Annotated in this window: 22 protein-coding genes and 1 pseudogene; 14 read left to right on the top strand and 9 right to left on the bottom strand. The window is 72.3% G+C overall.

Translation table 11 applies throughout. The features are described from left to right. Positions 1-148 precede the first annotated feature (148 nt). Positions 149-709, bottom strand: a complete 561-nt coding sequence (locus DP939_RS08275; RefSeq protein ID WP_147267923.1) for a hypothetical protein — start codon at positions 707-709, stop codon at positions 149-151. Positions 710-935: 226 nt separating this feature from the next. Here DP939_RS08275 and DP939_RS08270 point away from each other — a divergent pair, with 226 nt between their 5' ends. Next, the gene (locus DP939_RS08270) at positions 936-1,805 is read left to right on the top strand and encodes a helix-turn-helix domain-containing protein (RefSeq protein WP_113979995.1); all 870 of its coding nucleotides are present in this window, start codon (positions 936-938) and stop codon (positions 1,803-1,805) included. Between the two features lie 13 nt (positions 1,806-1,818). On the opposite strand, the gene DP939_RS08265 is transcribed toward DP939_RS08270, so the two are convergent. Beyond that, positions 1,819-2,745: a LysR substrate-binding domain-containing protein gene (locus tag DP939_RS08265; RefSeq protein WP_113979994.1), complete on the bottom strand. Its 927-nt coding sequence runs from the start codon at positions 2,743-2,745 to the stop codon at positions 1,819-1,821. Positions 2,746-2,904: 159 nt separating this feature from the next. Here DP939_RS08265 and DP939_RS08260 point away from each other — a divergent pair, with 159 nt between their 5' ends. The 7 genes from DP939_RS08260 (at position 2,905) to DP939_RS08230 (ending at position 9,315) form a co-directional block, all read left to right on the top strand. Then, positions 2,905-4,314 carry a 2-hydroxymuconic semialdehyde dehydrogenase gene (locus tag DP939_RS08260; protein WP_199565044.1) on the top strand — a complete coding sequence of 470 codons (1,410 nt, stop codon included), beginning with the start codon at positions 2,905-2,907 and terminating at the stop codon, positions 4,312-4,314. A 12-nt stretch (positions 4,315-4,326) separates the two neighbouring features. After that, positions 4,327-5,133, top strand: a complete 807-nt coding sequence (locus DP939_RS08255) for a 2-keto-4-pentenoate hydratase (protein ID WP_113979992.1) — start codon at positions 4,327-4,329, stop codon at positions 5,131-5,133. Next, complete coding sequence (locus DP939_RS08250; protein ID WP_113979991.1) at positions 5,130-5,903, top strand: 2-keto-4-pentenoate hydratase; 774 nt, start codon at positions 5,130-5,132, stop codon at positions 5,901-5,903. The genes DP939_RS08255 and DP939_RS08250 overlap by 4 nt, the downstream gene beginning before the upstream one ends. Beyond that, entirely contained in the window at positions 5,900-6,340 is a 441-nt protein-coding gene (locus DP939_RS08245) for a RidA family protein (RefSeq protein ID WP_113979990.1), read from the top strand. Before DP939_RS08250 ends, DP939_RS08245 begins: the two co-directional genes overlap by 4 nt. 2 nt (positions 6,341-6,342) lie before the next feature. Next, positions 6,343-6,915: a 3-hydroxyanthranilate 3,4-dioxygenase gene (locus DP939_RS08240; protein WP_113979989.1), complete on the top strand. Its 573-nt coding sequence runs from the start codon at positions 6,343-6,345 to the stop codon at positions 6,913-6,915. 32 nt (positions 6,916-6,947) lie between these two features. Further along, complete coding sequence (locus tag DP939_RS08235) at positions 6,948-7,949, top strand: amidohydrolase family protein (RefSeq protein ID WP_113979988.1); 1,002 nt, start codon at positions 6,948-6,950, stop codon at positions 7,947-7,949. Between the two features lie 100 nt (positions 7,950-8,049). Continuing rightward, positions 8,050-9,315, top strand: coding sequence for a carboxylesterase family protein (locus DP939_RS08230; RefSeq protein ID WP_113979987.1), 1,266 nt, complete (start codon positions 8,050-8,052; stop codon positions 9,313-9,315). Between the two features lie 598 nt (positions 9,316-9,913). Here DP939_RS08230 and DP939_RS08220 read toward each other — a convergent pair. From DP939_RS08220 to DP939_RS08205, 4 genes and pseudogenes are all read right to left on the bottom strand, one after another. Next, complete coding sequence (locus DP939_RS08220; protein ID WP_113979986.1) at positions 9,914-11,116, bottom strand: NAD(P)/FAD-dependent oxidoreductase; 1,203 nt, start codon at positions 11,114-11,116, stop codon at positions 9,914-9,916. A 51-nt stretch (positions 11,117-11,167) separates the two neighbouring features. Further along, the gene (locus tag DP939_RS08215; RefSeq protein WP_199565015.1) at positions 11,168-12,469 is read right to left on the bottom strand and encodes an MFS transporter; all 1,302 of its coding nucleotides are present in this window, start codon (positions 12,467-12,469) and stop codon (positions 11,168-11,170) included. Between the two features lie 279 nt (positions 12,470-12,748). Continuing rightward, positions 12,749-13,504, bottom strand: coding sequence for an ABC transporter permease (locus DP939_RS08210; RefSeq protein ID WP_113979984.1), 756 nt, complete (start codon positions 13,502-13,504; stop codon positions 12,749-12,751). 56 nt (positions 13,505-13,560) lie between these two features. Continuing rightward, positions 13,561-14,205: pseudogene (locus tag DP939_RS08205) on the bottom strand (ABC transporter ATP-binding protein); the annotation flags it as partial. A gap of 87 nt (positions 14,206-14,292) precedes the next feature. Between DP939_RS08205 and DP939_RS08200 the strand changes: the two are divergent. The 4 genes from DP939_RS08200 (at position 14,293) to DP939_RS08185 (ending at position 17,905) form a co-directional block, all read left to right on the top strand. Beyond that, on the top strand, positions 14,293-15,396 hold the full coding sequence (locus DP939_RS08200) for a sensor histidine kinase (RefSeq protein ID WP_147267922.1): 1,104 nt from the start codon (positions 14,293-14,295) through the stop codon (positions 15,394-15,396). Further along, positions 15,393-16,016 (top strand): response regulator, encoded by a 624-nt coding sequence (locus DP939_RS08195; protein ID WP_113979981.1) that lies wholly within the window; start codon positions 15,393-15,395, stop codon positions 16,014-16,016. Before DP939_RS08200 ends, DP939_RS08195 begins: the two co-directional genes overlap by 4 nt. 120 nt (positions 16,017-16,136) lie before the next feature. After that, the gene (locus DP939_RS08190; RefSeq protein ID WP_113979980.1) at positions 16,137-16,556 is read left to right on the top strand and encodes a YciI family protein; all 420 of its coding nucleotides are present in this window, start codon (positions 16,137-16,139) and stop codon (positions 16,554-16,556) included. Further along, a complete protein-coding gene (locus DP939_RS08185; RefSeq protein WP_225878103.1) occupies positions 16,529-17,905 on the top strand; it encodes an RNA polymerase sigma factor in 1,377 nt (458 codons plus the stop codon). Before DP939_RS08190 ends, DP939_RS08185 begins: the two co-directional genes overlap by 28 nt. A gap of 3 nt (positions 17,906-17,908) precedes the next feature. On the opposite strand, the gene DP939_RS08180 is transcribed toward DP939_RS08185, so the two are convergent. Both DP939_RS08180 and DP939_RS08175 read right to left on the bottom strand, forming a co-directional pair. Then, a complete protein-coding gene (locus DP939_RS08180) occupies positions 17,909-18,475 on the bottom strand; it encodes a hypothetical protein (RefSeq protein WP_113979978.1) in 567 nt (188 codons plus the stop codon). A gap of 311 nt (positions 18,476-18,786) precedes the next feature. After that, the gene (locus DP939_RS08175; protein WP_113979977.1) at positions 18,787-19,992 is read right to left on the bottom strand and encodes an FAD-dependent oxidoreductase; all 1,206 of its coding nucleotides are present in this window, start codon (positions 19,990-19,992) and stop codon (positions 18,787-18,789) included. A 55-nt stretch (positions 19,993-20,047) separates the two neighbouring features. Here DP939_RS08175 and DP939_RS08170 point away from each other — a divergent pair, with 55 nt between their 5' ends. Next, entirely contained in the window at positions 20,048-20,782 is a 735-nt protein-coding gene (locus DP939_RS08170) for a TetR/AcrR family transcriptional regulator (RefSeq protein ID WP_158578504.1), read from the top strand. Here the strand turns inward: DP939_RS08170 and DP939_RS08165 are convergent. Next, a complete protein-coding gene (locus DP939_RS08165; RefSeq protein WP_113979976.1) occupies positions 20,779-21,351 on the bottom strand; it encodes a dihydrofolate reductase family protein in 573 nt (190 codons plus the stop codon). The genes DP939_RS08170 and DP939_RS08165 overlap by 4 nt on opposite strands. A 73-nt stretch (positions 21,352-21,424) precedes the next feature. Here DP939_RS08165 and DP939_RS08160 point away from each other — a divergent pair, with 73 nt between their 5' ends. Continuing rightward, the gene (locus tag DP939_RS08160) at positions 21,425-21,997 is read left to right on the top strand and encodes a TetR/AcrR family transcriptional regulator (RefSeq protein ID WP_113979975.1); all 573 of its coding nucleotides are present in this window, start codon (positions 21,425-21,427) and stop codon (positions 21,995-21,997) included. Positions 21,998-22,003 lie beyond the last annotated feature (6 nt).

Raw genomic sequence — 22,003 nt, 5'->3', positions numbered from 1 at the left:
AAAAAGGTTCATCGCATGGAGGAGCGGCCGGCCCGCCGGACGTGCGGAAGTCGGCGCGGATGCCGAAGAACCGGCGCGAGCACGCCGGACGCGCCGGCGACCATGGGTGCCGGGAGGTCAGGTGCTCCGCCGTCTGCCGTACGGCCGATCAGCCGGCGCGCAGCGCCGGGGGCGGTCCGCGCCGGTGGATCGCCGCCGCGATCAGCCGCAGCGCCGGGGCCTCGGAGTCCTGTGCGCGGACGGTGTACCGGGGCACGGCGGCGACGACGTGCGCCACGGCGAGCGGCCGGTGCCACAGGGCGAGTACGGGTCTGCCCCACAGCCGGAGCATGAGCGAAAGGGCGCTCTCGCCCCGGTGCAGCCACCATCCGCTCAGCACGGCCACGGCGAGGTGGACGGCCATCATGCCGGGCCCCGAGCCGTTGTGCCCGTGCTCGGGTACCGCTTCGGGCAGCGGCGAGACCCAGGCGAACATCTGGTGCAGCAGGACCTGGACCCCCACCCCGGCCGCGAGCACGGTCGTCCGGCCGCGCTCGCGCCCCGCGAGCGCCCCGGCGAAGATCAGCGCACCCAGGAACCCGAGCCCCAGCCCGGCCGGCGCCACCGCCCCACCCCCGGCGAACGCGTGCCCCGCCGCCGACACGGCGACGCACACCACCGCGAACACAACGGCCCGCAGCAGGCGTAACGGCCACTCCGTGAGGGACACGATCGCCATGCTCTCAGCCCGCCGCCCCCTTGTGAAGCATACGGCGGGGCCGGAAAGCGATGTTCGCTTTCGTATATTGCCGTTATTTCCAAAGAGCGAGCGGAAACGCAATACTCGCAGCGGTCTCCATGCTCTCCGGGCTCTCCGCGCTCGCTTCCGGCTCAGTGCCGCACAATTGCATTCGTGACCCTCCCGCACGGGTCGTGTTCTCTGCGAGACTCGACCCATGAGCGGTGACGCGCATCCGAGTGAGCTGGGCGAGTTTCTGAAGGCTCGCCGGGCCCGGCTCAGCCCGCGTACGGTCGGGCTGCCCGACACCGGGGCCCGGCGGCGGGTCAAGGGGTTGCGCCGGGAGGAGGTCGCGCTGCTCGCGTCGATCAGCACCGACTACTACACCCGCCTGGAACAGGGCCGCAGGCCCGCGTCGGCGCCGGTGCTCGACGTACTGGCCAGGGTCTTGCACCTGAACGACGACGAGCGCGCCTACCTGTTCGAGCTGGCCGGCCGGGACGCCGCGCGCCCGCGCAGGCAGGCCGCCCAGCGGGTGCGCCCGCAGTTGCGCCGACTGCTGTCCGAACTCACGACCACTCCCGCGGTCATCCTGGGCCGGCGGATGGACATTCTCGCGTGGAATCGGATGTCCGCCGCACTGTTCACAGATTTCGCCAAAGTCCCAGAAAAGAAGAGAAATTACGTATGGCTGCTCTTCGCGGACCCGTCGATCAGGGCCTTGCACGCCGACTGGGAACGCATGGCCCGCGACACCGTGGCGATGCTCCGGATGGAGGCCGGCCGTAATCCGGAGGACCAGCGGATGGCGAGCCTGGTGGGCGAGCTCTCCGTCCGGTACGACGACTTCCGCCGGTGGTGGGGCGAGCACCAGGTGAGCCTGCGGGGCAAGTTCGCCAAGGTGCTGTGCCACCCGGTGGCGGGCGAGCTGACCCTCGACTGGGACGCGCTGGCCTGTACCGGCGACCCCGACCAGCAGCTCATCGTGTGGACCGCCGAGCCCGGCACGCCCTCCCACGACGGCCTGCGCATCCTGGCCTCCTGGGCGGCGGGCACCGCGCGGCCGGGCACTCCGTACCGGGGCTGACCTCCCGCCGGGGTCAGGCGGTCAGCTCGGCGGCCTGGGCGTGGAAGTGGTCCAGCATCAGGCGGGCCGACGGGGTCAGCGGGCGGTGGGCGGGGAAGGTGACGCCGACCAGGCGGCGTACCGAGGCCAGCGGCACCGGCAGCAGCGCCAGGTCGGGGTCGATGCGCGCGACCAGTTCCGGCAGGGCGGCCACCATGTCGGTGTCCCTGAGCAGGGTGCGCACGGTGAGGATCGAGGTGCACTCCACGCGGTTGCCCGGCAGCTCCAGCCCTTCGTTCCGGAACACCTGCTCCAGCTCGTGCCGCAGCGAGGTCTGTTCCAGCGGCAGCACCCAGGGGTAGGTGAGCAGGTCGGGCAGGGTGAGCCCGGGGAGGGTCTGCGCCGGGTGCCCGGCCCGCGCCACCAGCCGGACCGGCTCGCTGTAGAGGGTGATCTGACGCAGGGCGGGCTGGTCCTCGATCGGGTTGAGCCGGCCGAGGATCATGTCGATCTCGCCGTCCAGCAGGCGCGGTACCTGGGTGTCGAAGGTGGCCTCCTGCACGATCACGGTGATGCCCGGCCGGTCGGCCTTGAGCGCGGCGATGGCCCGGGGCAGCAGCACGTTGGACCCGGCGAGCAGGGTGCCGATGGTCACGGTGCCGACGTCGCCCCGGTTCAGCTCGTCGATGCGCTCCCCGGCCCGGCGCAGTTCGGCGAGCACGGTCCTGGCGTGCTCGATGAACGCCTCGCCGAACAGCGTGGGGGTCACTCCGCGCGGCCCCCGGGTGAACAGCGCGACCCCGAGGAACTGCTCCGCCTCGCGCAGCGCCCGCGTGACGGCGGGCTGGGCGAGGCGCAGGTGCTCGGCCGCGCGGAGCACGCTGCCCTGCTCGGCGATCACCACGACCAGCACGAGGTGACGCAGCTTGAGCCGCCCGTTCAGCAGATCGACGGGACGCATGGCCGTACTCCTATCACAGAACGGTGATACATAACGCAAAAACCGATATTAGCGTGGTATAGCCCGCGTAGCGCATCATCTCATTTGTCCGCTGTTGGGCGGGCTGTTGTGGAAGGGGCAGTAATGCGGCGAACAGCTCCGGGATCAGACCCGGTGGCCATGTACGTGGCCGGGTCCTTCCGGTGGGCGGACGACACCTTCCCGCTGATCGACCCCACCGACGGGGCCGTGATCGGGGCCGTCCCCGAAGCGCCCAGGGAACTCGTCGACGAGGCCGTGCGCGCGGCGCGCGGCGCCCTGGCGGGCCCGTGGGGGAGCATGTCCGTCGGGGACCGTTCGGCGGCTTTGCGCCGCATCGCCGACGGCATCGCGGCCAGGTTCGGCGACTTCGTGGACACCGAGGTACGCGAGACCGGCAAGCCCCGCGCCCTGGCCGAGACCATGGACATCCCGCGCGCGATCGACAACTTCCGGGCGTACGCCGACCTGCTCTACGCGCGCCGCGACAGCACCTTCCACACGGTCTCCCCGCAGGGCGAGGCGCTGAACTACACGGTACGGCGTCCGCTCGGCGTCGTCGCGGTCATCTCCCCGTGGAACCTGCCGCTGCTCCTGCTGTCCTGGAAGGTCGCCCCCGCCCTCGCGGCCGGCAACGCCGTGGTGGCCAAGCCGTCGGAGGAGACCCCCGGCACGGCCGCGCTGCTCGCCGAGGTGATCCACGAGGCCGGGCTGCCGCCGGGCGCGTTCAACCTGCTCCACGGGCATGGGGCGGGCGCGGCCGGTGAGTTCCTGACCAGCCACCCCGAGGTGGACGCCATCGCCTTCACCGGGGAGTCGGCCACCGGGTCGGCCATCATGCGGGCCGCCGCCGACCACGTCACCCCGGTGTCGTTCGAGCTGGGCGGCAAGAACGCCGCGCTGGTCTTCGCCGACGCCGACTTCGAGGCCGCCGTGGAGGGGACCCTGCGGTCCGCCTTCACCCACTCCGGCCAGATCTGCCTGTGCACCGAGCGGGTGTACGTCGAGCGGCCGATCTACGACGAGTTCGTGGCGGCGCTCGGTGAGCGCGCCCGCAAGCTGGCCGGCTACGGGCCGATGATCTCCGCCCAGCACCGGGACAAAGTGCTGTCGTACTACCGGCTCGCCGTCGAAGAGGGCGCGACCGTGGTGGCGGGCGGCGGCATACCGGACTTCGGGGACGACCGCGACCAAGGGTTCCACGTGGAACCAACGGTGCTGACCGGCCTGCCGTCCACGGCCAGGACCGTCCGGGAGGAGATCTTCGGACCGGTCTGCCATGTGGCCCCGTTCGACACCGAGGACGAGGCGGTCCGGCTGGCCAACGACAGCGCCTACGGGCTGGCCGCCACCGTGTGGACCACGAACCTCTCCCGGGCGCACCGGGTGGCTCCCCGCGTCGAAGCGGGCATCGTCTGGGTGAACTGCTGGAACCTGCGCGACCTGCGGACGCCGTTCGGCGGGGTCAAGGCGTCCGGGATCGGGCGGGAGGGCGGGGAGTACTCGCTGGACTTCTTCTCCGAGCCGGTCAACGTCTGCGTGCGGATCTGAGAGGGCGGGGACATGATCGGAACACAGGCGGTCGAGGCGGCGGCCGAACGGCTGCGCGCCGCGCACGACTCCGGCGTGCCCTGCGACCCGGTGCGCGACCTGCTCGGCATCGGCCCGCAGGCCGCCGACGCCGCGTACGAGGTACAGGAACGGCTCACCCGCGACTGGCTGGCGCAGGGACGGCGGCTCACCGGCCGCAAGATCGGCCTGACCTCGCGGGCCGTGCAGCGGCAGCTCGGCGTGGACGTCCCGGACTTCGGCATGCTCTACGCCGACATGGCGGTGCCGGACGGCGAGGAGATCCCCGTCGGGGCGGTGCTCCAGCCCCGGGCCGAGGCCGAGGTGGCCCTCGTCCTCGACGCTGACCTCACCCACGAGCGGCACACGGTGGCCGACGTGATCAGGGCGACGGCGTTCGCGCTGCCCGCCATCGAGGTGGTCGGCAGCCGGATCCGCGACTGGGACATCACGATCGCCGACACCGTCGCCGACAACGCCAGCTCCGGGTGTTACGTACTGGGCACCCGGCCCGTCCCGCTGCGGGACGTGGACCTGCGCACCGCCGGGATGGTCCTGGAACGGCGCGGCATCCAGGTCTCCACCGGCGCGGGGGCCGCCTGCCTGGGCCATCCGCTGAACGCGGCGCTGTGGCTGGCCGACACCCTGGTCCGGCTGGGCCGTCCGCTGCGGGCCGGGGACACCGTGCTCACCGGCGCGCTCGGCCCGGTGGCCGAGGTGGCGCCCGGCGACGTACTGGAGGCCCGCATCGCCGGGCTGGGCGACGTGCGCGTGTCCTTCGCGCCGGAGGAGGACTCATGAACACCGATGTCATAGACGTGGCGGCGCTCGCGGAGATCCTGGACGACGCCGCCCAGGCCGGCCGGACGGTAGCCCGGCCGACCGACACCCTGCCGCTCGACGTCGCCACCGCCTACCAGGTGCAGCGGGCGGCGTTCGAGCGGCGCCTGACCCGGGGCGAACGGCCCGCCGGGGTCAAGATGGGCTTCACCAGCAAGGCGAAGATGGCCCAGATGGGCGTGGACGACCTCATCTGGGGCATGATCACCGACGCGATGCTCGTCGAGGACGGCGGCACGCTCGACATCGGCGGCCTGATCCACCCCCGGATCGAGCCGGAGATCGCGTTCCTGCTGGGCCGCCCGCTGACCGGCCGTCCCACCCCCGCCGAGGTCGCGGGGGCCGTCGCCGGTGTGGCCGTCGCCTACGAGGTGCTGGACTCCCGGTACGAGGGCTTCTCCTTCACGCTGCCCGACGTGATCGCCGACAACGCCTCCGCGGCGGCGCTCGGCGTCGGCCCCTGGCGGCCCCTCACCGACGTCGGCAACGTCGGCCTGCTGCTGGAGATCGACGGCCGCCCGGCCGAGGCCGGGTCCTCCGCCGCCATCCTCGGCGACCCGCTGCGCTCGCTCGCGGCGGCGGCCCGGCTGGCCTGCGCGGCCGGCGTCACCCTGGAGGCGGGCTGGATCGTGCTCGCCGGGGCGGCCACCGCCGCCGTACCGCTGCCCCGCGGCGCGCACGTCCGCGTGGCCGCGTCCGGTCTCGGCAACGTGGAGGTGACCACCCGATGAGCCAGGACGAGCACGGCGCCATCGTCGTACCCGGCGCGGCCAGGCCACGCGGCCGGTTCCCGCACGTACGCCGGGCGGGCGACCTGGTCTTCGTGTCCGGCACGAGTTCCCGCCGCCCCGACGGGACGTTCGCGGGCGCGTCCGCCGACGAGATGGGGGTCACCTCCCTCGACATCCGCGAGCAGACCCGGGCCGTCATCGAGAACATCGCGACCCTGCTGCGCGCGGCGGGCGGCGACCTCGGCGACGTCGTCAGCGTCACCACGTACCTGGTCAGCATGAACGACTTCGGCGGCTACAACGCCGTCTACGCCGAGTACTTCGACGAGACCGGCCCCAGCCGCACCACGGTGGCGGTCCACCAGCTTCCGCACCCGCACCTGCTCATCGAGATCTCGTGCGTGGCCCACATCCCGCAAACCGGAAAGGACTCGTGACGATGACGCTGCCGCGCCTCGCCCACGGCATGCCGTTCAACTTCGAGCAGTGGATCGACGAGCACCGCGACCTGCTCAAGCCCCCGGTCGGCAACGTGCAGATCTGGCAGGACACCAACCTGATCGTCACCGTCGTCGGCGGCCCCAACCAGCGCACCGACTTCCACGACGACCCGCTGGAGGAGTTCTTCTACCAGCTCAAGGGCAACATGGTGCTGCGAGTCATGGAGGAGGTCGGCAAGCCTCCGGTGGACGTGCAGATCAACGAGGGCGACGTCTTCCTGATCCCGCCGCACGTCCGGCACTCCCCGCAGCGGCCCGAGCCGGGCAGCGTCGGGCTGGTCGTGGAGTTCGTCCGGCCGACCGGCGACCTGGACGCCTTCGAGTGGTACTGCGTCAACTGCAACCACCTGGTCCACCGCGCCGAACTCCAGCTCAAGTCGATCGTGGACGACCTACCGCCGATCTTCGAGGCGTTCTACGCGGGCGACCGCGCCTGCCCCGAGTGCGGAACCGAACACCCCGGGCGTGACTGGCCCGAGCAGTTGCGCCCCGCCGTCGCCCCCCGCGCCTGACGCCGTACCGGCACCGGACCAAGGAGAAGCCCGTGACCGTCATCGACGTCCACGCCCACATCTTCCCGGAGATCACCCGGGAGGAGAGCAGGATCATCAGCGCGGACGCCGGACCGTGGCTGCGCGTCCACGGTGACGGCACCGGGATGATGATGAGCGGCGAGGACGAGTACCGGCCGGTCACCGCCGGGCTCTGGGAGCCGGAACGGCGGCTGGCCGACATGGACGCGCGCGGCATCGACGTGCAGGCGGTCTCCTCGACCCCGCTGCTGTTCGGGTACGGCGCTGACCCAGCCCGCGCCGCCGACTGGTGCGACCTGGTCAACGAGCGCATCCTGGCGCACTGCGCCGGGGCCCCCGACCGGCTGCTGCCGCTGTGCCAGGTGCCGCTCCAGGACGTGGACCTCGCCGTGGACACGATGACCAAGGCCATCGCGTCCGGGCACCGCGGGGTCCACCTCGGCAACCACGTCGGCGAGCGGTACCTCGACCGGCCGGAACTGGTGGAGTTCCTGGCGCACTGCGGGAACGAGGGGGTGCCGGTACTGGTCCACCCGTGGGACATGCTCGGCGCGGACCGGATGGGCCACCACATGCTGTCCTGGCTGGTCGGCATGCCCGCGGAGACCCAGCTCAGCATCCTCGGGCTGATCCTGACCGGGGCCTTCGAGCGGCTGCCCGAGTCGTTGAAGCTGTGCTTCTGCCACGGCGGCGGCAGTTTCGCCTACCTGCTGGGCCGGGTCGAGAACGCCTGGCGCAACCGGGACCTGGTACGCGCGCACTCGCCCCGGCCGCCGTCGGAGTACGTCTCGCGCTTCTACGTGGACTCGGCCGTGTTCGACCCGCGGGCGCTGCGGCTGCTGGTGGAGGTCATGGGCGCCGACCGGGTGATGCTCGGCACCGACTACCCGTTCCCGCTCGGTGAGCAGGAGCCGGGGGCGGTCGTACGCGGCTGCGCCGAACTGACCGACGCCGACCGGGCCCGGATCTTCGCCGGCAACGCGCGCGAGTTCTTCGAGCCGGTCTCACCATGACTGCCCTGCGGGCGCTGCGACTGCTGGTGGATGTCATGGGCGCCGACCGGGACCGGATCTTCGCCGGCAACGCGCGCGAGTTCTTCCGGCCGGTCTCGCCGTGACCGGCCTGCGGGCGAGGGTCGCGGACGGCGTGCTGCGCGGCGTCCGGGCGAACGGCGTCACCGCCTTCCGCGGCGTCCCGTACGCGGTCCCCGCCCGCCGGTTCGGGCTCCCCGAACCGCCGGAGCCCTGGCGCGGCGAGCGGGACGCGAGCCGGTTCGGGCCGCCCGTCGCGCAGCGCCCCGGCCGGATGGCCTGGGTCCCCGGCCTGGACCTGGACCCGGCCGAGGGCGACGAGGGCCCGCTCACCCTCAACGTCTGGACCCCCGGGTGCGACGACGCGCGGCGGCCGGTGCTGGTGTTCGTGCACGGCGGCGCGTTCGTGTCCGGCTCGGGCGCGCAGCCGATGTACGACGGCGGGCCGCTGGCCCGCGCCCACGGCCTGGTCGTCGTCACCCTGAACTACCGGCTGGGCTTCCTCGGCTTCGGCCACCTCCCGGGAGTCCCGGCCAACCTGGGCCTGCGCGACCAGATCGCCGCCCTCCGCTGGGTCCAGCACAACGCCCCCGCCTTCGGCGGCGACCCCGCCCGCGTCACCCTCGCCGGCCACTCCGCCGGCGCCACCAGCGTCCTCGCCCTCCTCACCTCCCCCTCCACCCAAAACCTCTACGCCCGAGCCGCCATCCTCAGCGCCGTCCCCTACGGCTTCACCACCCCCACCCAGTCCCTTCCCCTCACCGAAAAGGTCCTCGGGGACGTTCTGGGGGCGGTGGCTGGGGACGGCCTTTTGGGTGTGCCGCTGTCCGCGCTGCTGGCGGCGGAGGCCGCCGCGATGGCGGCGTGCGCGCCGGTGGCCGGGTTGTTGCCGATCGCGCCGGTCATCGATGGCGAACTGCTGCCCCGGCACCCGATGGAGGCGATCCGGGCCGGGGCGGCGGCCCCCGTGCCGCTGCTGGTGAGCACCACCACCGAGGAGATGCGGCTGTTCGCCGCGATCGACCCGCCCACGCTGCCGTACTCCGTGGCGCGTACCGAGGAGCTGTTCGACGGACCGGCCGGGGAGATCGCCAGGGCGCACCGCGGCCCGGTGTGCCGGGTCAGGTTCACCCGCCCCGCCCCGCTCACCCACCGCGGCGTCCCGCTGGGCGCCTGCCACCTGGCCGACGTACCCTTCTACCTCGGCACCTGGCGTGACCGCCGGATGGCGGCACTGGTCGGCGACGGTGTGACCGCCCCCGCCCGCGCCGCCACCGCGGCCTTCGCCGCCTTCTGCCAGGGCGAGGACCAGCCGGACTTCGCGGGCATCCCGCGGCTTTTCGGTTGACCACCGAGGGAGTGGGGGCCGCCCCGCCAACTCGGCGTCGCGGCCGAGGACGGCGTCCGCCAGGTTGACGCCTCGCGGGCCGGGGTTGGCAACCTGCCCGCTGAAGGCGTTCGTGGCCGTCGCCGGTCTGATGGGGTGGACGTACGGCTGCGACGTTTCCGCCCTGATGGACGCGGCCCACGACATCCTGCGCCCGCTGCCGACCCGGCCTCGGTGGAGACACCGGCGCTGGACTACGCGGAGGCCGCCGCCCTCCGCCACGGGCTGGACGCCAGGGAGATGATCGTGGACATCGCTCTCGACCTGCTCAAGATCTGCTGACACCGCCCGAGCCGACCACCCCGCCGGCGCGTGACCTGATCCTGTAATCGCCTACCGGCCCCCTCACCAGGATCTACAACCCGTCCGGGCCCGGCCGGATGCCGTTCACGTACTTCGCCGCCATACCCGAGACCGCACGCGAAGCCCTCCGTGAGGGCAGCCTCGATGGGCACCGCCACCGTCATCGGCGACGACGTGATTCATAGCGTTCTGCGTGGAAACGAAAGACCCTCTGCCGGTCGCGTCCGGCAGAGGGTCGGCTTGGGTGCGCGTTTCGTCAGATGCGGGCGGCGGGGGGGCGGACGCCGACTCGGAAGTCGGCCACTCGGAGGATTTCGGCGGCGTCGTCCAGCGGGGGGTAGATCCGCTCGCGGTTCGTCGTCATCTTGCGCTGCTTGGCCGCGTCGCCGGTGTTGACGACCGTGCGCTCCCAGCCGCTGGTGAGCACCGCGCCCGCCGGGCCGAGGTCGACGCAGGTGGCGTAAGGGGCCGGGTCGAAGGAGGCGAGCGGCAGGTCGAGCAGGTCGGCGGCGGCGTTGTGGCCCGCGTACTTGCCGAGCGGGATCGCGTGCTGGCAGGACTGGAGCACCAGGTGGCCCTCCTCGGCGGTCGCGGCGGCCGTGTCGCCCGCGGCGAAGACCTCGGCGGACTCCGGCACGCGCAGGTGCTCGTCCACGAACAGCCGGTTCAGCCGGTCCCGCCGCCCGGCGATCTCGCCGGTCAGCGGGCTCGCCTGGACGCCCGCCGTCCACACCACGGTGTCCGCGGCGATCTCGGTGCCGTCGGTGAGCCGGACGACGCCGGGCTCGACGGACGCCACGCTCTGCCCGAGCCGGACCTCGATGCCGAGCTGTTCCAGCGCCTCCAGGATGGCCGGGCGCGGGCCGGGGCCGAGGTCGGGCCCCACCGCGTCGGCGCGCTCGACGAGGACGATCCGCGCGCCCTCTCCCAGCCGGGTGACCAGTTCGGTGGCCACCTCCAGGCCGGTGAAGCCCGCGCCCACGACCACCGCGGTCCGGCGGCCGGGGCCTTCCGGCAGGTCGCGCAGGTGGCGGTCGAGGGCCACCGCGCCGTCCAGGCCGTCCACGTTGTGCAGGTGCTCGGCGCCGGGGATTTCGGCGGGACGCAGCCTGCTGCCGGTGGCCAGCACCAGGCGGCGGTAGCCGAGGGTGCGGACCTCGCCGTCCCGGCCGGTGGCCGTCACGGTACGCCGGGCGGTGTCGATGCCGGTGACCGTGGCCGGCACGTGCGTCACGCCGATCGGGCCGAGCACCCGGCTCAGCGGCACCCGCATCTCGTGCGGGTCGGCCTCGTACAGCCGGGGCCGGATCACCATGTCGTCACCGGGGGCCACCAGGGCGACGGACAGTGCGGCACCGTTCTCGCCGCTGACGCGGGTCGCCGCCGCCGCGCTCCACACCCCGGCGAACCCGCCGCCGATCACCAGAACGTCGATGGGATCGGTTGTTGCATCGGTCATCAGGGGAAATCCTCTCTTACAGTGATGAAACGGGCGGGGGCGGGGGGGACGTTAGAGGGCCGCTCCGGTGCGCGGCGCGGCGTCCTTCTCCGGTACGCCGAGGTGCTGGCCACCGTCGATCTTCGGAGCGATCCGGAAGAGGGTCATCGCGGCGATCAGGCTGATCGCGCACACGGCCACCATGTAGACGCTGACCAGCGTGGTCGTACCGGTGGCGGCGAACAGCGCGCTGGCGATGAGCGGCGCGGTGCCGCCGATGAGCGAGCCCAGCCCGAGGATGATGCCCATCCCGGAGTAGCGCATCGCGGCCGGGAAGACGTCGGCCATGATGCTGCCCTGCAGCGCGTGCGAGATCGGCGTGCTGAGCGCCATGACCAGGAAGGCGAGCGCCGCCGCCGTCGTGGTGCCGCCGTTGAACACCGGGAAGTACACCCCGGCCGCGATCAGCAGCACGACCGACCCGAACAGGAACACCTTGCGCCGCCCGTGCCGGTCGGCGGCGTGCGACCAGAGCGGGATGCTGGCCAGCCAGAGCAGGCTGCCCACGGTGATGCCCAGCAGCAACGTCTGGCGGTCCAGGCCGAGTTCGGTCGAGCCGTACGAGAGGGAGAACACCGTGAACACGTACGAACAGGACGAGGCCGCCGTCACCATCAGCACGATCGCGATGATCCGCGACCAGTGGCCCTTGAGCGCGGCCATCCCCGGCATGCCGATGATCTCGCTCCGGTCCTTGACCGTGTCGAAGCTCGGGGACTCGGTGATGCGCAGCCTGATGATCAGGCCCACCACGATCAGCACCGCGCTGAGCAGGAACGGTACCCGCCACACCCAGTCGGCGAACGCGGCCGGTGTGGACGCCGCGGTGGCCACGAAGTAGACCAGGTTGGCCAGTACCAGCCCCGCCGGCACGCCCATCTGCGGGAACCCGCCGAACAGGTTGCTGCGCCCGCCCGGCGCGTGTTCCACGCTCATCAGCACCGCGCCGCTGGTCTCACCGCCCAGGCCGACGCCCTGCAACAGCCGCAGCAGCACCAGCAGGATCGGGGCCCACACGCCGATCGACTCATACGTGGGCAGCAGCCCGATGAACGTCGAGGCCAGCCCCATGGTCAGCAGCGAGACGACCAGCGTGGTCTTGCGCCCGGCGCGGTCGCCGAAGTGCCCGAAGATGATCCCGCCGAGCGGCCGGGCCAGGAACCCGACCGCGAAGGTCGAGAAGGCGGCGAGCGTGCCCGCCACCGGGCTGAGGGTGGTGAAGAACTGCTTGTTGAACACGAGCGCGGCGGCGGTTCCGTACAGGTAGAAGTCGTACCATTCGAGCGTCGTCCCTATCAGGCCGGCGATCGCCACGTTTTTCGGCTTCGACCGTGGAACCGTGTGCTGTCGTGTGGAGCCGATCATGGCGTGCCTTTCCGCTAAGTGACGGTGCTGCATGCGGCTGGCTACCGCCCCCCGTCTGCCTGATGTCCGCGGCAGATGTGGTGACAGTCTGCAATTACCAGATATGCGGGTCAAATAGCGGTTTGGTGACTGGATATCACAGGACCGATATATCCGGACCAGCGACCCCAGGGACTGAGCTGATCAGCGCCACCGAGAACGGCGGCGCACGCGACCGACCACCATCACTCAGGGTGACCGGCGGCGTCCCGGTGCGAGGGCGTGCAACGCCGCCAGCAGCGGGACGACGGCCCACCCGGCGAGCACCGCGAACGCCGCCCACACCGGCATCGCCCTGGGAAACTGCTCGATCAGTTGCATGGCCGGATAGGTCGGCAGGAACAACCCCACCCACTGCCCCCACGGCAGCATCCGGGCGACGAACGGCGCCACGATGACGATCGTGATCAGCGCGGCGATGGCCACCGCCCCGTTGCGCAGGATCGCGCCGAGCGCCAGCCCGAGCAGCGTCGTCACCACGATCATCAGCGTGCCGCCGCCGATCACCGTCCACGCCTCCGCTGGAAGCGGCGACGGGTCGAACCTCGCGGCCACGAACCGCCCGTAGACGTACCCGGGCACCGCGATGAGCAGCGAGGCGGCGACCGCGAGCCCGCCCAGCACGACCGCCTTGGCCGCCAGCACCCGCCCGCGCGAGGGCGTCGCGACGAACGTCGTGTCGAGCATGCCGGACGTGTGCTCGCCGCTGATGGCCATCGCGCCCAGCATGCCGAACGGGAGCTGCGCCAGGATCACCCCGACGTACACGGCCACGATGATCCCCATCGCGGCCTGGTCCCCGGTCTGCTCCGGATGCCAGCGCGCGATGACGCTGGCCGCGCCCGTCGCCGTGAGCGCGAGCGACAGCGCCACCCCGATGCCCAGCGCCCACCAGGTCGAACGCAGCGACCGCAACTTGATCCACTCGGCGGCGACCGTGTTCATGCCGGGCTCCCGGCGATCAGCTCCATGAACGCGTCCTCCAGCGTGGTGCCCGGCCGTACCAGCTCGGTGATCTCCGCGTCGGCACGCAGCCTGCCCCCGGCCAGCACGATCAGGCGGTCGGCGGTGACCGCCATCTCGCTCATCAGGTGGCTGGACACGAGGATGGTCCGGCCCTCGGCGGCCAGCGACTTGAGCAGGTCGCGCATCCAGCGGATGCCCTCGGGGTCGAGCCCGTTGGCCGGTTCGTCGAGTACCAGCACCTCCGGGTCGCCGAGCAGGGCCGCGGCCAGGCCCAGCCGCTGCTTCATGCCCAGCGAGAACGCGCCGACCCGCCTGCCGCCCGCGTCGCCCAGCCCGACCAGTTCCAGCAGCCCGCCGATCCGTGCCGCGGAGATGCCGTTGGAGCGGGCCAGCCACCGCAGGTGCTGCTCGGCGCGCCGCCCGCCCTGCACCGCGGTCGCGTCCAGGAGCGCGCCGACCTTGGTGAGAGGGTGGTCGAGTTCGCGGTAGGGCATGCCGTGCACCTCGGCCCGCCCGGCGGTGGGCCGGTCCAGGCCGAGGATCAGCCGCATGGTCGTGGTCTTTCCCGCGCCGTTCGGCCCGAGGAAGCCGGTGATCCGGCCGGGGGCGACCGTGAAGGAGAGGTCGTCCACGGCGAGCGTCCCGGCGAAGCGTCTGGTCAGTCCGGTCACTTCGATCATGTCGTCCACGATCGGGCGGGGGCGGCCCGGTCCGCATCGGTCCTGGGACCGATACGGGACGCCGGACCGCCGGGCTAGGTTCGTACCGTGCGTGAACCGATCCGTCCTCCCCTGCTCAGCCGGATACCCGGCTGGGCCTGGGTGACGGTGGACACGGCGGTCGCGCTGCTGCTCACGGCCAGTTTCATCGGGCTCGTCGCGTCGCGGAGCGTGTCCGCGCCCGGCGTACTCGACTACGCGGGGGCGCTGGCCACCGGCCTTCCGGTGGCGGTCCGGCGGCTGTGGCCGCGCGCGGTGTTCGTGGTCGTCCTGGTGGGCGGGCTCGGCATGCGCGAATTCCTGCTGCCGCACGCCGACGCGCTCTGCCTGCCGCTGGTGCTCTACACGCTGGCCACCCGGGAACGGGCCGTCCTCGCGCTGGTCGCGGCGGCGGGGGTGGGCGTGCAGGGGGTGGCCGAAGTCCCGCTGACGGACGAGGTCCGAGACCGGGCCGGGCTGGTGCTGGCGGTCATGGCGGCCTGCTGGGCGGCCGGTACCGCGGTACGCCAGCGCAGGCGCTACACCGAGCAGCTCGCCGCGCAGGCCGAGGAGCGGGCCAGGGCCGAGACCACCGCCGAGCGGCTGCGGATCGCCAGGGAACTGCACGACGTGATCGGGCACGGACTCAGCACCATCGCGGTGCAGGCGGGCGTGGCCGGGCATGTGGGCGAGGCCGCGGAGATGAGCCGTACGCTCGCCTCGATCGAGGAGACCAGCAGGTCGGCCCTGCGCGAGACCCGGCGGCTGCTCGGCGTACTGCGCGAGGACGGCGCGGCCGACCTCGCCCCCGCCCCCGGGATGGCGGATCTCGGCGCGCTCGTCGCCCGGACCAGGGCGGCCGGGCTCGCGGTGGAGCTGGACATCGACGGAGAGGCGGAGGGGGAGATGGACCTGACGGTCTACCGGATCGTCCAGGAGGCGCTGACCAACGTGCTCAAACACGCGGGGGCCCGGCGCGCCCGGGTGCGGATCGAACGGCGGCGGGCCGAACTCGTCGTGGAGGTCACCGACGACGGCACGCGCGGGCAGGCGCGGCCGTACGGGCACGGCTTGACCGGGCTGCGCGAGCGGGTGCACCTCTTCGGCGGCGAGTTCGAGGCGGGGGCCCGCCCGGTGCGCGGCTTCCGGGTGATGGCGAGGCTGCCGCTGTGATCGGCGTACTGGTGGCCGACGACCAGCCGCTGATCAGGGCGAGCTTCCTGCGGCTGGTCGACGCCGCACCGGGCTTTCGCGCGGTGGGCGAGGCCGCGACGGGCGCGCAGGCGGTGGCGGCGGCCGGTCGCGAGCGTCCGGGGCTGGTGCTCATGGACGTACGCATGCCGGAAATGGACGGCATCGAGGCCACCCGCCGCATCTGCGCGGCCCGGCCGGAGACGCGGGTGCTCATCGTCACCACGTTCGACCTGGACGAGTACGTCTACGGCGCGCTGCGCGCGGGCGCGGCGGGCTTCCTGCTGAAGGACACCCCGCCCGCCGAACTGCTCAGAAGCATGAACATCGTCGCCGCGGGCGAGTCACTGCTGGCCCCGGCCGCCACCCGGCGGCTGATCCGGCGGTACGTGAACCCGGGCGCCGACCCCCTGGAGATCACCGAACGCGAGCGTGAGGTCCTGGTCCTGGTGGCCAGGGGCCTGTCCAACGCGGAGATCGCGCAACGCCTGTACGTCAGCCTCAGCACGGTGAAGACGCACGTCAGCAGCCTGCTCACCAAGCTCGGCGCACGCAGCCGGGTCCACCTGGTGATCGCCGCCTACGAGGCCCGCCTGGTCTGAGCCCGGCACTCGCGAGATGCCGGGAAAAAACTTCGTCTAGCGTGTCGATCCATGGGAGTGCCGTTCGACCTTGGGGTGAAAGGGTCGAAAGGGCGGCCCGGTGGAACAAGGAGAGCCACGATGGCGAAGTACATGCTGATCATGCGCGGGACGGACGAGACCATGGAGGCGATGTCGAAGGTCTCCTTCGACGAGATGCTGGAGACCATGGGGCGCTTCAACGACGAGTTGATCCGGGCCGGGGTGCTGGTCGCCGCCGAGGGCCTGGACGACCCGGCGCAGGGCGTGGTGGTCGACTTCAGCGGCGAGACGCCGGTGGTCACCGACGGCCCGTACGGCGAGACCAAGGAGCTGTTCGGCGGCTACTACATCCTCGACGTGGCCACCAAGGAGGAGGCCGTGGAGTGGGCCAAGCGGATCCCGCGGATGCCCGGCTCCAAGTGCGAGGTCCGCCGGGTGCCGAGCATCGAGGAGTTCCCGCAGGACAACGAGTGGATCATCAACGAGCGGGCGTGGCGCGAGCGGACCGGCCAGCTCTGATGCCCACGGCCGAGTACGACCCGCCGGGCCTTGAGCCGGGCACCGGGACAGGCACCGGGTCAGGCGCCGAGCCGGGCACCGAGTCGGCGCGGCGGGCCGTCGAGGCCGTGTGGCGGATCGAGTCGGCGCGGATCGTCGCCGCGCTGGCCCGCTACACCGGCGAACTGGAACTCGCCGAGGACGTCGCCCAGGAGGCACTGGCCGAGGCGCTGGTCACCTGGGCGCGTGAGGGGGCCCCGGCGAATCCGGTGGGCTGGCTGCTCACGACCGCGCGGCGGAGGGCCATCGACGGCTTCCGCCGCCGGTCGGGGCTGGACGCGCGGTACGCCATGCTGGCCGGGCGGCTCGACGAGGGACAGGCCGCCGCGGGCGCGGTGGACCCGGCGCAGCGGCAGGACGACCTGCCGTGGGACCCCGACCGGGTGGACGACGACATCCTGGCGCTGATCTTCATGGCCTGCCACCCGGTGCTGTCGCCGGAGGCCCGGGTGGCCCTGACGCTGCGCGCGGTGGGCGGCCTGTCCAGCGAGGAGATCGCGCGGGCGTTCCTGGTGCCGGTGCCGACCGTCCAGGCGCGGATCACCCGGGCCAAGAAGACGATCGCCGCGGCGGGCGTGCCGTTCGAGCAGCCGCCCGCCGCCGAACGCCGCGAACGGCTCGGCGGTGTGCTCAGCGTGCTGTACGTGATCTTCACCGAGGGCTCGACGGCGACCTCCGGGGATCGCCTGCTGCGCGCCGACCTCGCGTACGAGGCGATCCGGCTGGCCCGGATGCTGGCCGCGCTGCTGCCCGGCGAGCACGAGGTGTACGGGCTGCTCGCGCTGTTCGAGCTGACCGCCGCGCGCTTCCCGGCGCGTACCGGCCCGGCCGGCGAGGCCGTACTGCTTGAGGACCAGGACCGCCGGCTGTGGGACCGCTCGGCGATCCGGCGCGGCCAGGCCGCCCTGGCCCGGGCCGCCGCCGGTCGCGGCCTCGGGCCGTACGGCCTGCAGGCGGCCATCGCCTCCTGCCACGCGTCGGCGTCCTCGGTGGCCGAGACCGACTGGGAGCGGATCGTGCTGCTGTACGAGGCGCTGGGCCGGGTGGCCCCCTCGCCCATCGTCGAACTCAACCGCGCGGTCGCCGTCGCCATGGCGGCCGGACCGGATTCGGCGCTGTCCATCGTGGACGAACTGGCCGCCTCCGGCCGGCTGGCGGGCTCCCACCTGCTGCCGGGCGTACGCGGCGAGCTGCTCGCCCGCCTCGGCCGTACCGCCGAGGCCCGCGCCGAACTGGAGTTCGCCGCCCGCCTGTGCGGCAACGCCCGGGAGCGTTCTGTACTCCTGCGCAAGGCCGCCCACCTCCGCTGACACCTAGGGCAGCAGGACGAGCGCGAGCCCGATCACGATGTCCACGACGCCGCACCACTCGGCGAACGAGCGGGCCACGACCTTGTTGGCCCGCAGGTGCGCGAAGTCCCACACGCCGTGGAAGAACCAGCCCGCCGCCACCAGGTAGCGGCCCAGCTCCGGATCGACGGCCAGCCCGGCCAGCGCCAGCCCGCCGAAGATCAGCATCCCGAGCGCCTGCGTCCGCAACGCGCCGTCCCTGCGCACCTGCCCGTCCACCCCCGCCCAGACCAGTACGACCAGCGCGATCCCGCTGAGGACGACGGCGGCCGGGATGTCCAGCGCCTGAAGTCCGAAGACGGCCACGGACCCGATCCCGAGCCCCGGCCACGTCCACTCGCGCCGCCGCAGCTTGGCCATCACCAGGTACAGCAACGGCAGCAGCGGCAGAATGTGCCCGAACCCGCCCACCCCCTGCCCCGGCCCGCCACCACCGATCATCAACGCCGCCCCGGCCAGCGCCAGCGCGGTCGGCCACCGCCCCTTCAGCCAGGTGGTCCAGCTCGTGCTCTGTGTGGTGGTGCTCGCCATCGGAGGACTCCTTCTGTGCCGGTCCGGGGTGTCTACCGGCAATCGTCGGGGAGCCGCCCGAGCGGGCGTAGTGCCGAAACCACAGCGACCGGCATGCCGATGTCACCTGTGCGCATGACATCTGTCATGCGGTGATTCCGGAGGTGAGACGGAGGCCGTTGAGGACGAGGGCGGCCGCCGACAGGGCGGAGAACACCGCCCAGGCGCGGAGGTCGTGATCGCGGGCCCGCAGGTGGGCGGCGAGGGCGGCGAATCGCGGTCATTACCGTGGGGACGTATCGGCGTCCGAGACCGTAACACCCCGGCCCTGACTAGCCCGCCGTGACCGTGCCCCAGTCGAGGTGGTGGTCGTAGAGCCAGTCGTTCTGGGGGTAGGTGCCGGTTCGGGTGGCGTGGCGCATGGCCAGGGTCATGATCAGGTCGCGGGGGAGTCTGGCGAGGGGGCTCAGGGCCTTCCAGTCGCCGGTGCGTTCGCCCTGCTTGACGACGCGTTCGACGCGGTGGCGGCGCAGGCGCTCGTAGCCGCTGAAGGCGGCCTCGATGTCCGGGGCGTCGCGCAGGCATCTGGCCAGGACGACGGCGTCCTCGATGGCCATGGCCGCGCCCTGGCCGATGGAGGGGGCGGTGGCGTGGGCCGCGTCGCCGATGATGATCATGCGGTCGCGGTGCCAGGCCGGTACGGCGGGCATGGTGTAGGTGATCCAGCCGGAGAAGATCCGGGGGGTCGCGGCGACGATGTCCCAGGCGAGGCTTCGGTCGCCCGCGAAAGCGGTGGTCAGGCGGGTGCGCCACTCGTCGGTGGTGATGGCGGCGATCTGGGCGGGGCTCGGTTCGGTGGGCTGGGCGGGATTGGCCGCCCACCACACCTCGCCGTCCGGGTGCCTGGTGAAGACGAAGAAGCAGCGCTTGCCGAAGACGGCGTGCATCAGGCCGGGCTCGGCGTCGGTGGCGACGCCTCGGACGTACCCGCCGGTGTTCAGCAGTCCGGTGTACCGGGCGGCCGGGGCCGCCGGGTCGATGATCCGGCGGACCTGCGAGCGCAGGCCGTCCGCGCCGATCAGCAGGTCGGCCTCGGCCGTGCCGCCGTCGGCGAACGTCGCCCGCACGCCGTCGCGGGTGCTGGTGGCGTCGATCAGCCGCCTGCCGTACTCGATCGGCACCCCGCGGCGTACGGCGTGGTCGCGCAGGAAGCGGTACAGGTCCGCGCGCTTGACCGTGCGGCTCACCAGGCCGTGGCCCGTCGTGCCGCCTGTGCCGTACGGCAGCTCGCCGAGCCTGCGGCCCGAGCCATTGGTGATCCGGATCTTCGGCGTGTCGAAGCCGAGGCCGTCGATGTCGAGGTCGAGCGCCTGTAACGCGTCGAGCGCGTTGACCGCGAGGGTGAGGAAGGCGCCGGCGTTGTCGGCCGTACGGTCGTACGCCTCGCACACCACCGGCGTGATGCCCGCCTTGCGCAGGGCGATGGCCACCGACGTCCCCGCGATGCCGCCGCCCACGACGAGTGCTGTGTATGTCATACACCGAGTGTATGACATACACTTGGCGGGACGTCTACCCCGAAGGTTGGAAACGATGGACGACACGCTCGGCCGGCTCTGGGCCCGGCTGGACGATCCGGCCCCCGAGCGCCGGGCCGGGCTGAGCCTGCCGCGCATCGCGCGGGCGGCGGCCGAGGTGGCCGACGAGGGCGGCCTCGACGCGGTGTCCATGGCCAGGGTCGCCGAACGGCTCGGTTTCACCACCATGGCGCTGTACCGCCATGTGCGCGGCAAGCAGGAGTTGCTGCTGCTCATGCTGGACTTCGTCGCCGAAGTGCCCGCCGAGCTGGACGAACCCGCCGCCGACTGGCGATGGGGCCTGCGGCGCTGGTGCCGGGCGCAGTGGGAGATGCTGCGCGCCCACTCCTGGATCGTGCGGCTGCCCATCACCGGGCCGCCGGTGACGCCCAACCAGCTCGCCTGGACCGACCGAGCCCTGGCCGTACTGCGCGGCACCGGCCTCAGCGAGGCGGACAAGGCCGGGGTCGTCCTGCTGGTCGCCAACTACATGCACAGCTCGGCCCGGCTCGGCGCCGACCTGGGCCCGGCCGCCTCCGGCGAGTCGATCGCCGCCCACAGCGCGCTGCTCGGCTCGCTGGCCGACGCCCGCCGCTACCCGGCGCTGCGCGCGGCGGTGGACGCGGGCGCGTTCGACTATCCGGCCGGCGCGCCGGAGGAGGAGCGGCGCTTCGACTACTCCTTCGGCCTGGACCGGATTCTGGACGGTGTGGAGTGCCTGATCCGGTCCGGGCGCGGCGGTGGTCGCTAGGCCCTGGTGAGCCAGGTGACCTGGGCGCCGTTGTCGAAGGACTCGTGGTGGGTGGGGGTGAACAGCGTGGGCTGAAAGCCCCCGGCGAACATCGGGACGCCCGCGCCCGCCACCACCGGGTAGCGCTTCAGCACGATCTCGTCGATCTCGGGGAGCAGCGCGGCGGCCAGGTTGCCGCCGCCGGCGAGGTAGACGTCCATGCCGGTGTCCTCCGCCTTGAGCCGCCGGACCAGCCCGATCGGGTCGCCGGGCACGAGCTCCACCGTCGGGTCGTCGATGGTCAGCGTGCTGGACACGACGTACTGCCGCAGGTGGGCATAGGGGCTGGTGATGGAGACGTCCAGCGCGGGCTGGTACGTGCCGCGCCCCATCACCAGCGTGTCGAAGGCCCGGTTGGGCGCGTCCGTCAGGCCGACGTGTGCGCGAATGTGGGTGGGCACGACCTCCGGGTAACGGGCGTTGATCCAGGCGGCCATCTTGTCCGACAACGGGTAGAAGTCGATTTCGCCGCCGGGGCCCGCGATGTAGCCGTCGAGCGATACGCCCACGTAGTACACGAGCTTTCGCATACCGATCAACTCCTGATGTAGTACTATGACTGAAGTGGTTTCACCGTAGTACTACACATGGAGTGGTGTCAACATGCGCAGCAACCCCGAGCGGCGGAAGGCGCTGATCGACGCGGCCATCGAGGTGCTGGCCAGGGACGGCGCGCGCGGGCTGACCTTCCGCGCCGTCGACGCCGAGGCCGCCGTGCCCACCGGCACCGCCTCCAACTACTTCGCCAGCCGCGACGAGCTGTTCACCCAGGTCGGGGGCCGGATCTACGAGCGGCTGCTACCGGATGAGGCGGTCATGGCCAGGAGCCGGGAGGGCGTACAGGACCGGGCCCGCTACGCCGAGCTGATGCACGAGGTGGTGGGCCGGGTCACCGCCTTCGGCTCCGGCTACCTGGCGCTGCTGGAGCTGCGGCTGGAGTCCACCCGGCGGCCCGAGCTGCGCGCCGTGCTCACCCAGCGCATCCGCGAGGACATCGACGCCAACCTCGCCCACCACGCCGCCTCCGGCCTGCCCGGCGACCCGACCTCCGTACTCCTCCTGTACCTAGCGCTGAACTGGCTCATCGTCGAACGGCTGACGCTCCCGGACATCTTCGACGAGCAGCAGGTCCACGACCTGGTGGAGGTCGCCGTACGCAGGTCACTCGGCGAGTGACGGGTC

The sequence above is a fragment of the Spongiactinospora rosea genome (assembly GCF_003315795.1).
Lineage (GTDB): Bacteria > Actinomycetota > Actinomycetes > Streptosporangiales > Streptosporangiaceae > Spongiactinospora > Spongiactinospora rosea.
This window is presented reverse-complemented; position numbering and strand designations above follow the sequence as displayed.

Excerpts from the sequence above, each read along its gene's own strand:
- DP939_RS08180 (WP_113979978.1), bottom strand. The coding sequence starts at position 18,475 with ATGGCGAGCACCACCACACAGAGCACGAGCTGGACCACCTGGCTGAAG.
- DP939_RS08160 (WP_113979975.1), top strand. The coding sequence starts at position 21,425 with ATGCGCAGCAACCCCGAGCGGCGGAAGGCGCTGATCGACGCGGCCATC.
- DP939_RS08250 (WP_113979991.1), top strand. The coding sequence starts at position 5,130 with ATGAACACCGATGTCATAGACGTGGCGGCGCTCGCGGAGATCCTGGAC.
- DP939_RS08255 (WP_113979992.1), top strand. The coding sequence starts at position 4,327 with ATGATCGGAACACAGGCGGTCGAGGCGGCGGCCGAACGGCTGCGCGCC.
- DP939_RS08210 (WP_113979984.1), bottom strand. The coding sequence starts at position 13,504 with ATGAACACGGTCGCCGCCGAGTGGATCAAGTTGCGGTCGCTGCGTTCG.
- DP939_RS08270 (WP_113979995.1), top strand. The coding sequence starts at position 936 with ATGAGCGGTGACGCGCATCCGAGTGAGCTGGGCGAGTTTCTGAAGGCT.
- DP939_RS08165 (WP_113979976.1), bottom strand. The coding sequence starts at position 21,351 with ATGCGAAAGCTCGTGTACTACGTGGGCGTATCGCTCGACGGCTACATC.
- DP939_RS08245 (WP_113979990.1), top strand. The coding sequence starts at position 5,900 with ATGAGCCAGGACGAGCACGGCGCCATCGTCGTACCCGGCGCGGCCAGG.
- DP939_RS08220 (WP_113979986.1), bottom strand. The coding sequence starts at position 11,116 with ATGACCGATGCAACAACCGATCCCATCGACGTTCTGGTGATCGGCGGC.
- DP939_RS08260 (WP_199565044.1), top strand. The coding sequence starts at position 2,905 with ATGTACGTGGCCGGGTCCTTCCGGTGGGCGGACGACACCTTCCCGCTG.
- DP939_RS08175 (WP_113979977.1), bottom strand. The coding sequence starts at position 19,992 with ATGACATACACAGCACTCGTCGTGGGCGGCGGCATCGCGGGGACGTCG.
- DP939_RS08190 (WP_113979980.1), top strand. The coding sequence starts at position 16,137 with ATGGCGAAGTACATGCTGATCATGCGCGGGACGGACGAGACCATGGAG.
- DP939_RS08170 (WP_158578504.1), top strand. The coding sequence starts at position 20,048 with ATGGACGACACGCTCGGCCGGCTCTGGGCCCGGCTGGACGATCCGGCC.
- DP939_RS08265 (WP_113979994.1), bottom strand. The coding sequence starts at position 2,745 with ATGCGTCCCGTCGATCTGCTGAACGGGCGGCTCAAGCTGCGTCACCTC.
- DP939_RS08240 (WP_113979989.1), top strand. The coding sequence starts at position 6,343 with ATGACGCTGCCGCGCCTCGCCCACGGCATGCCGTTCAACTTCGAGCAG.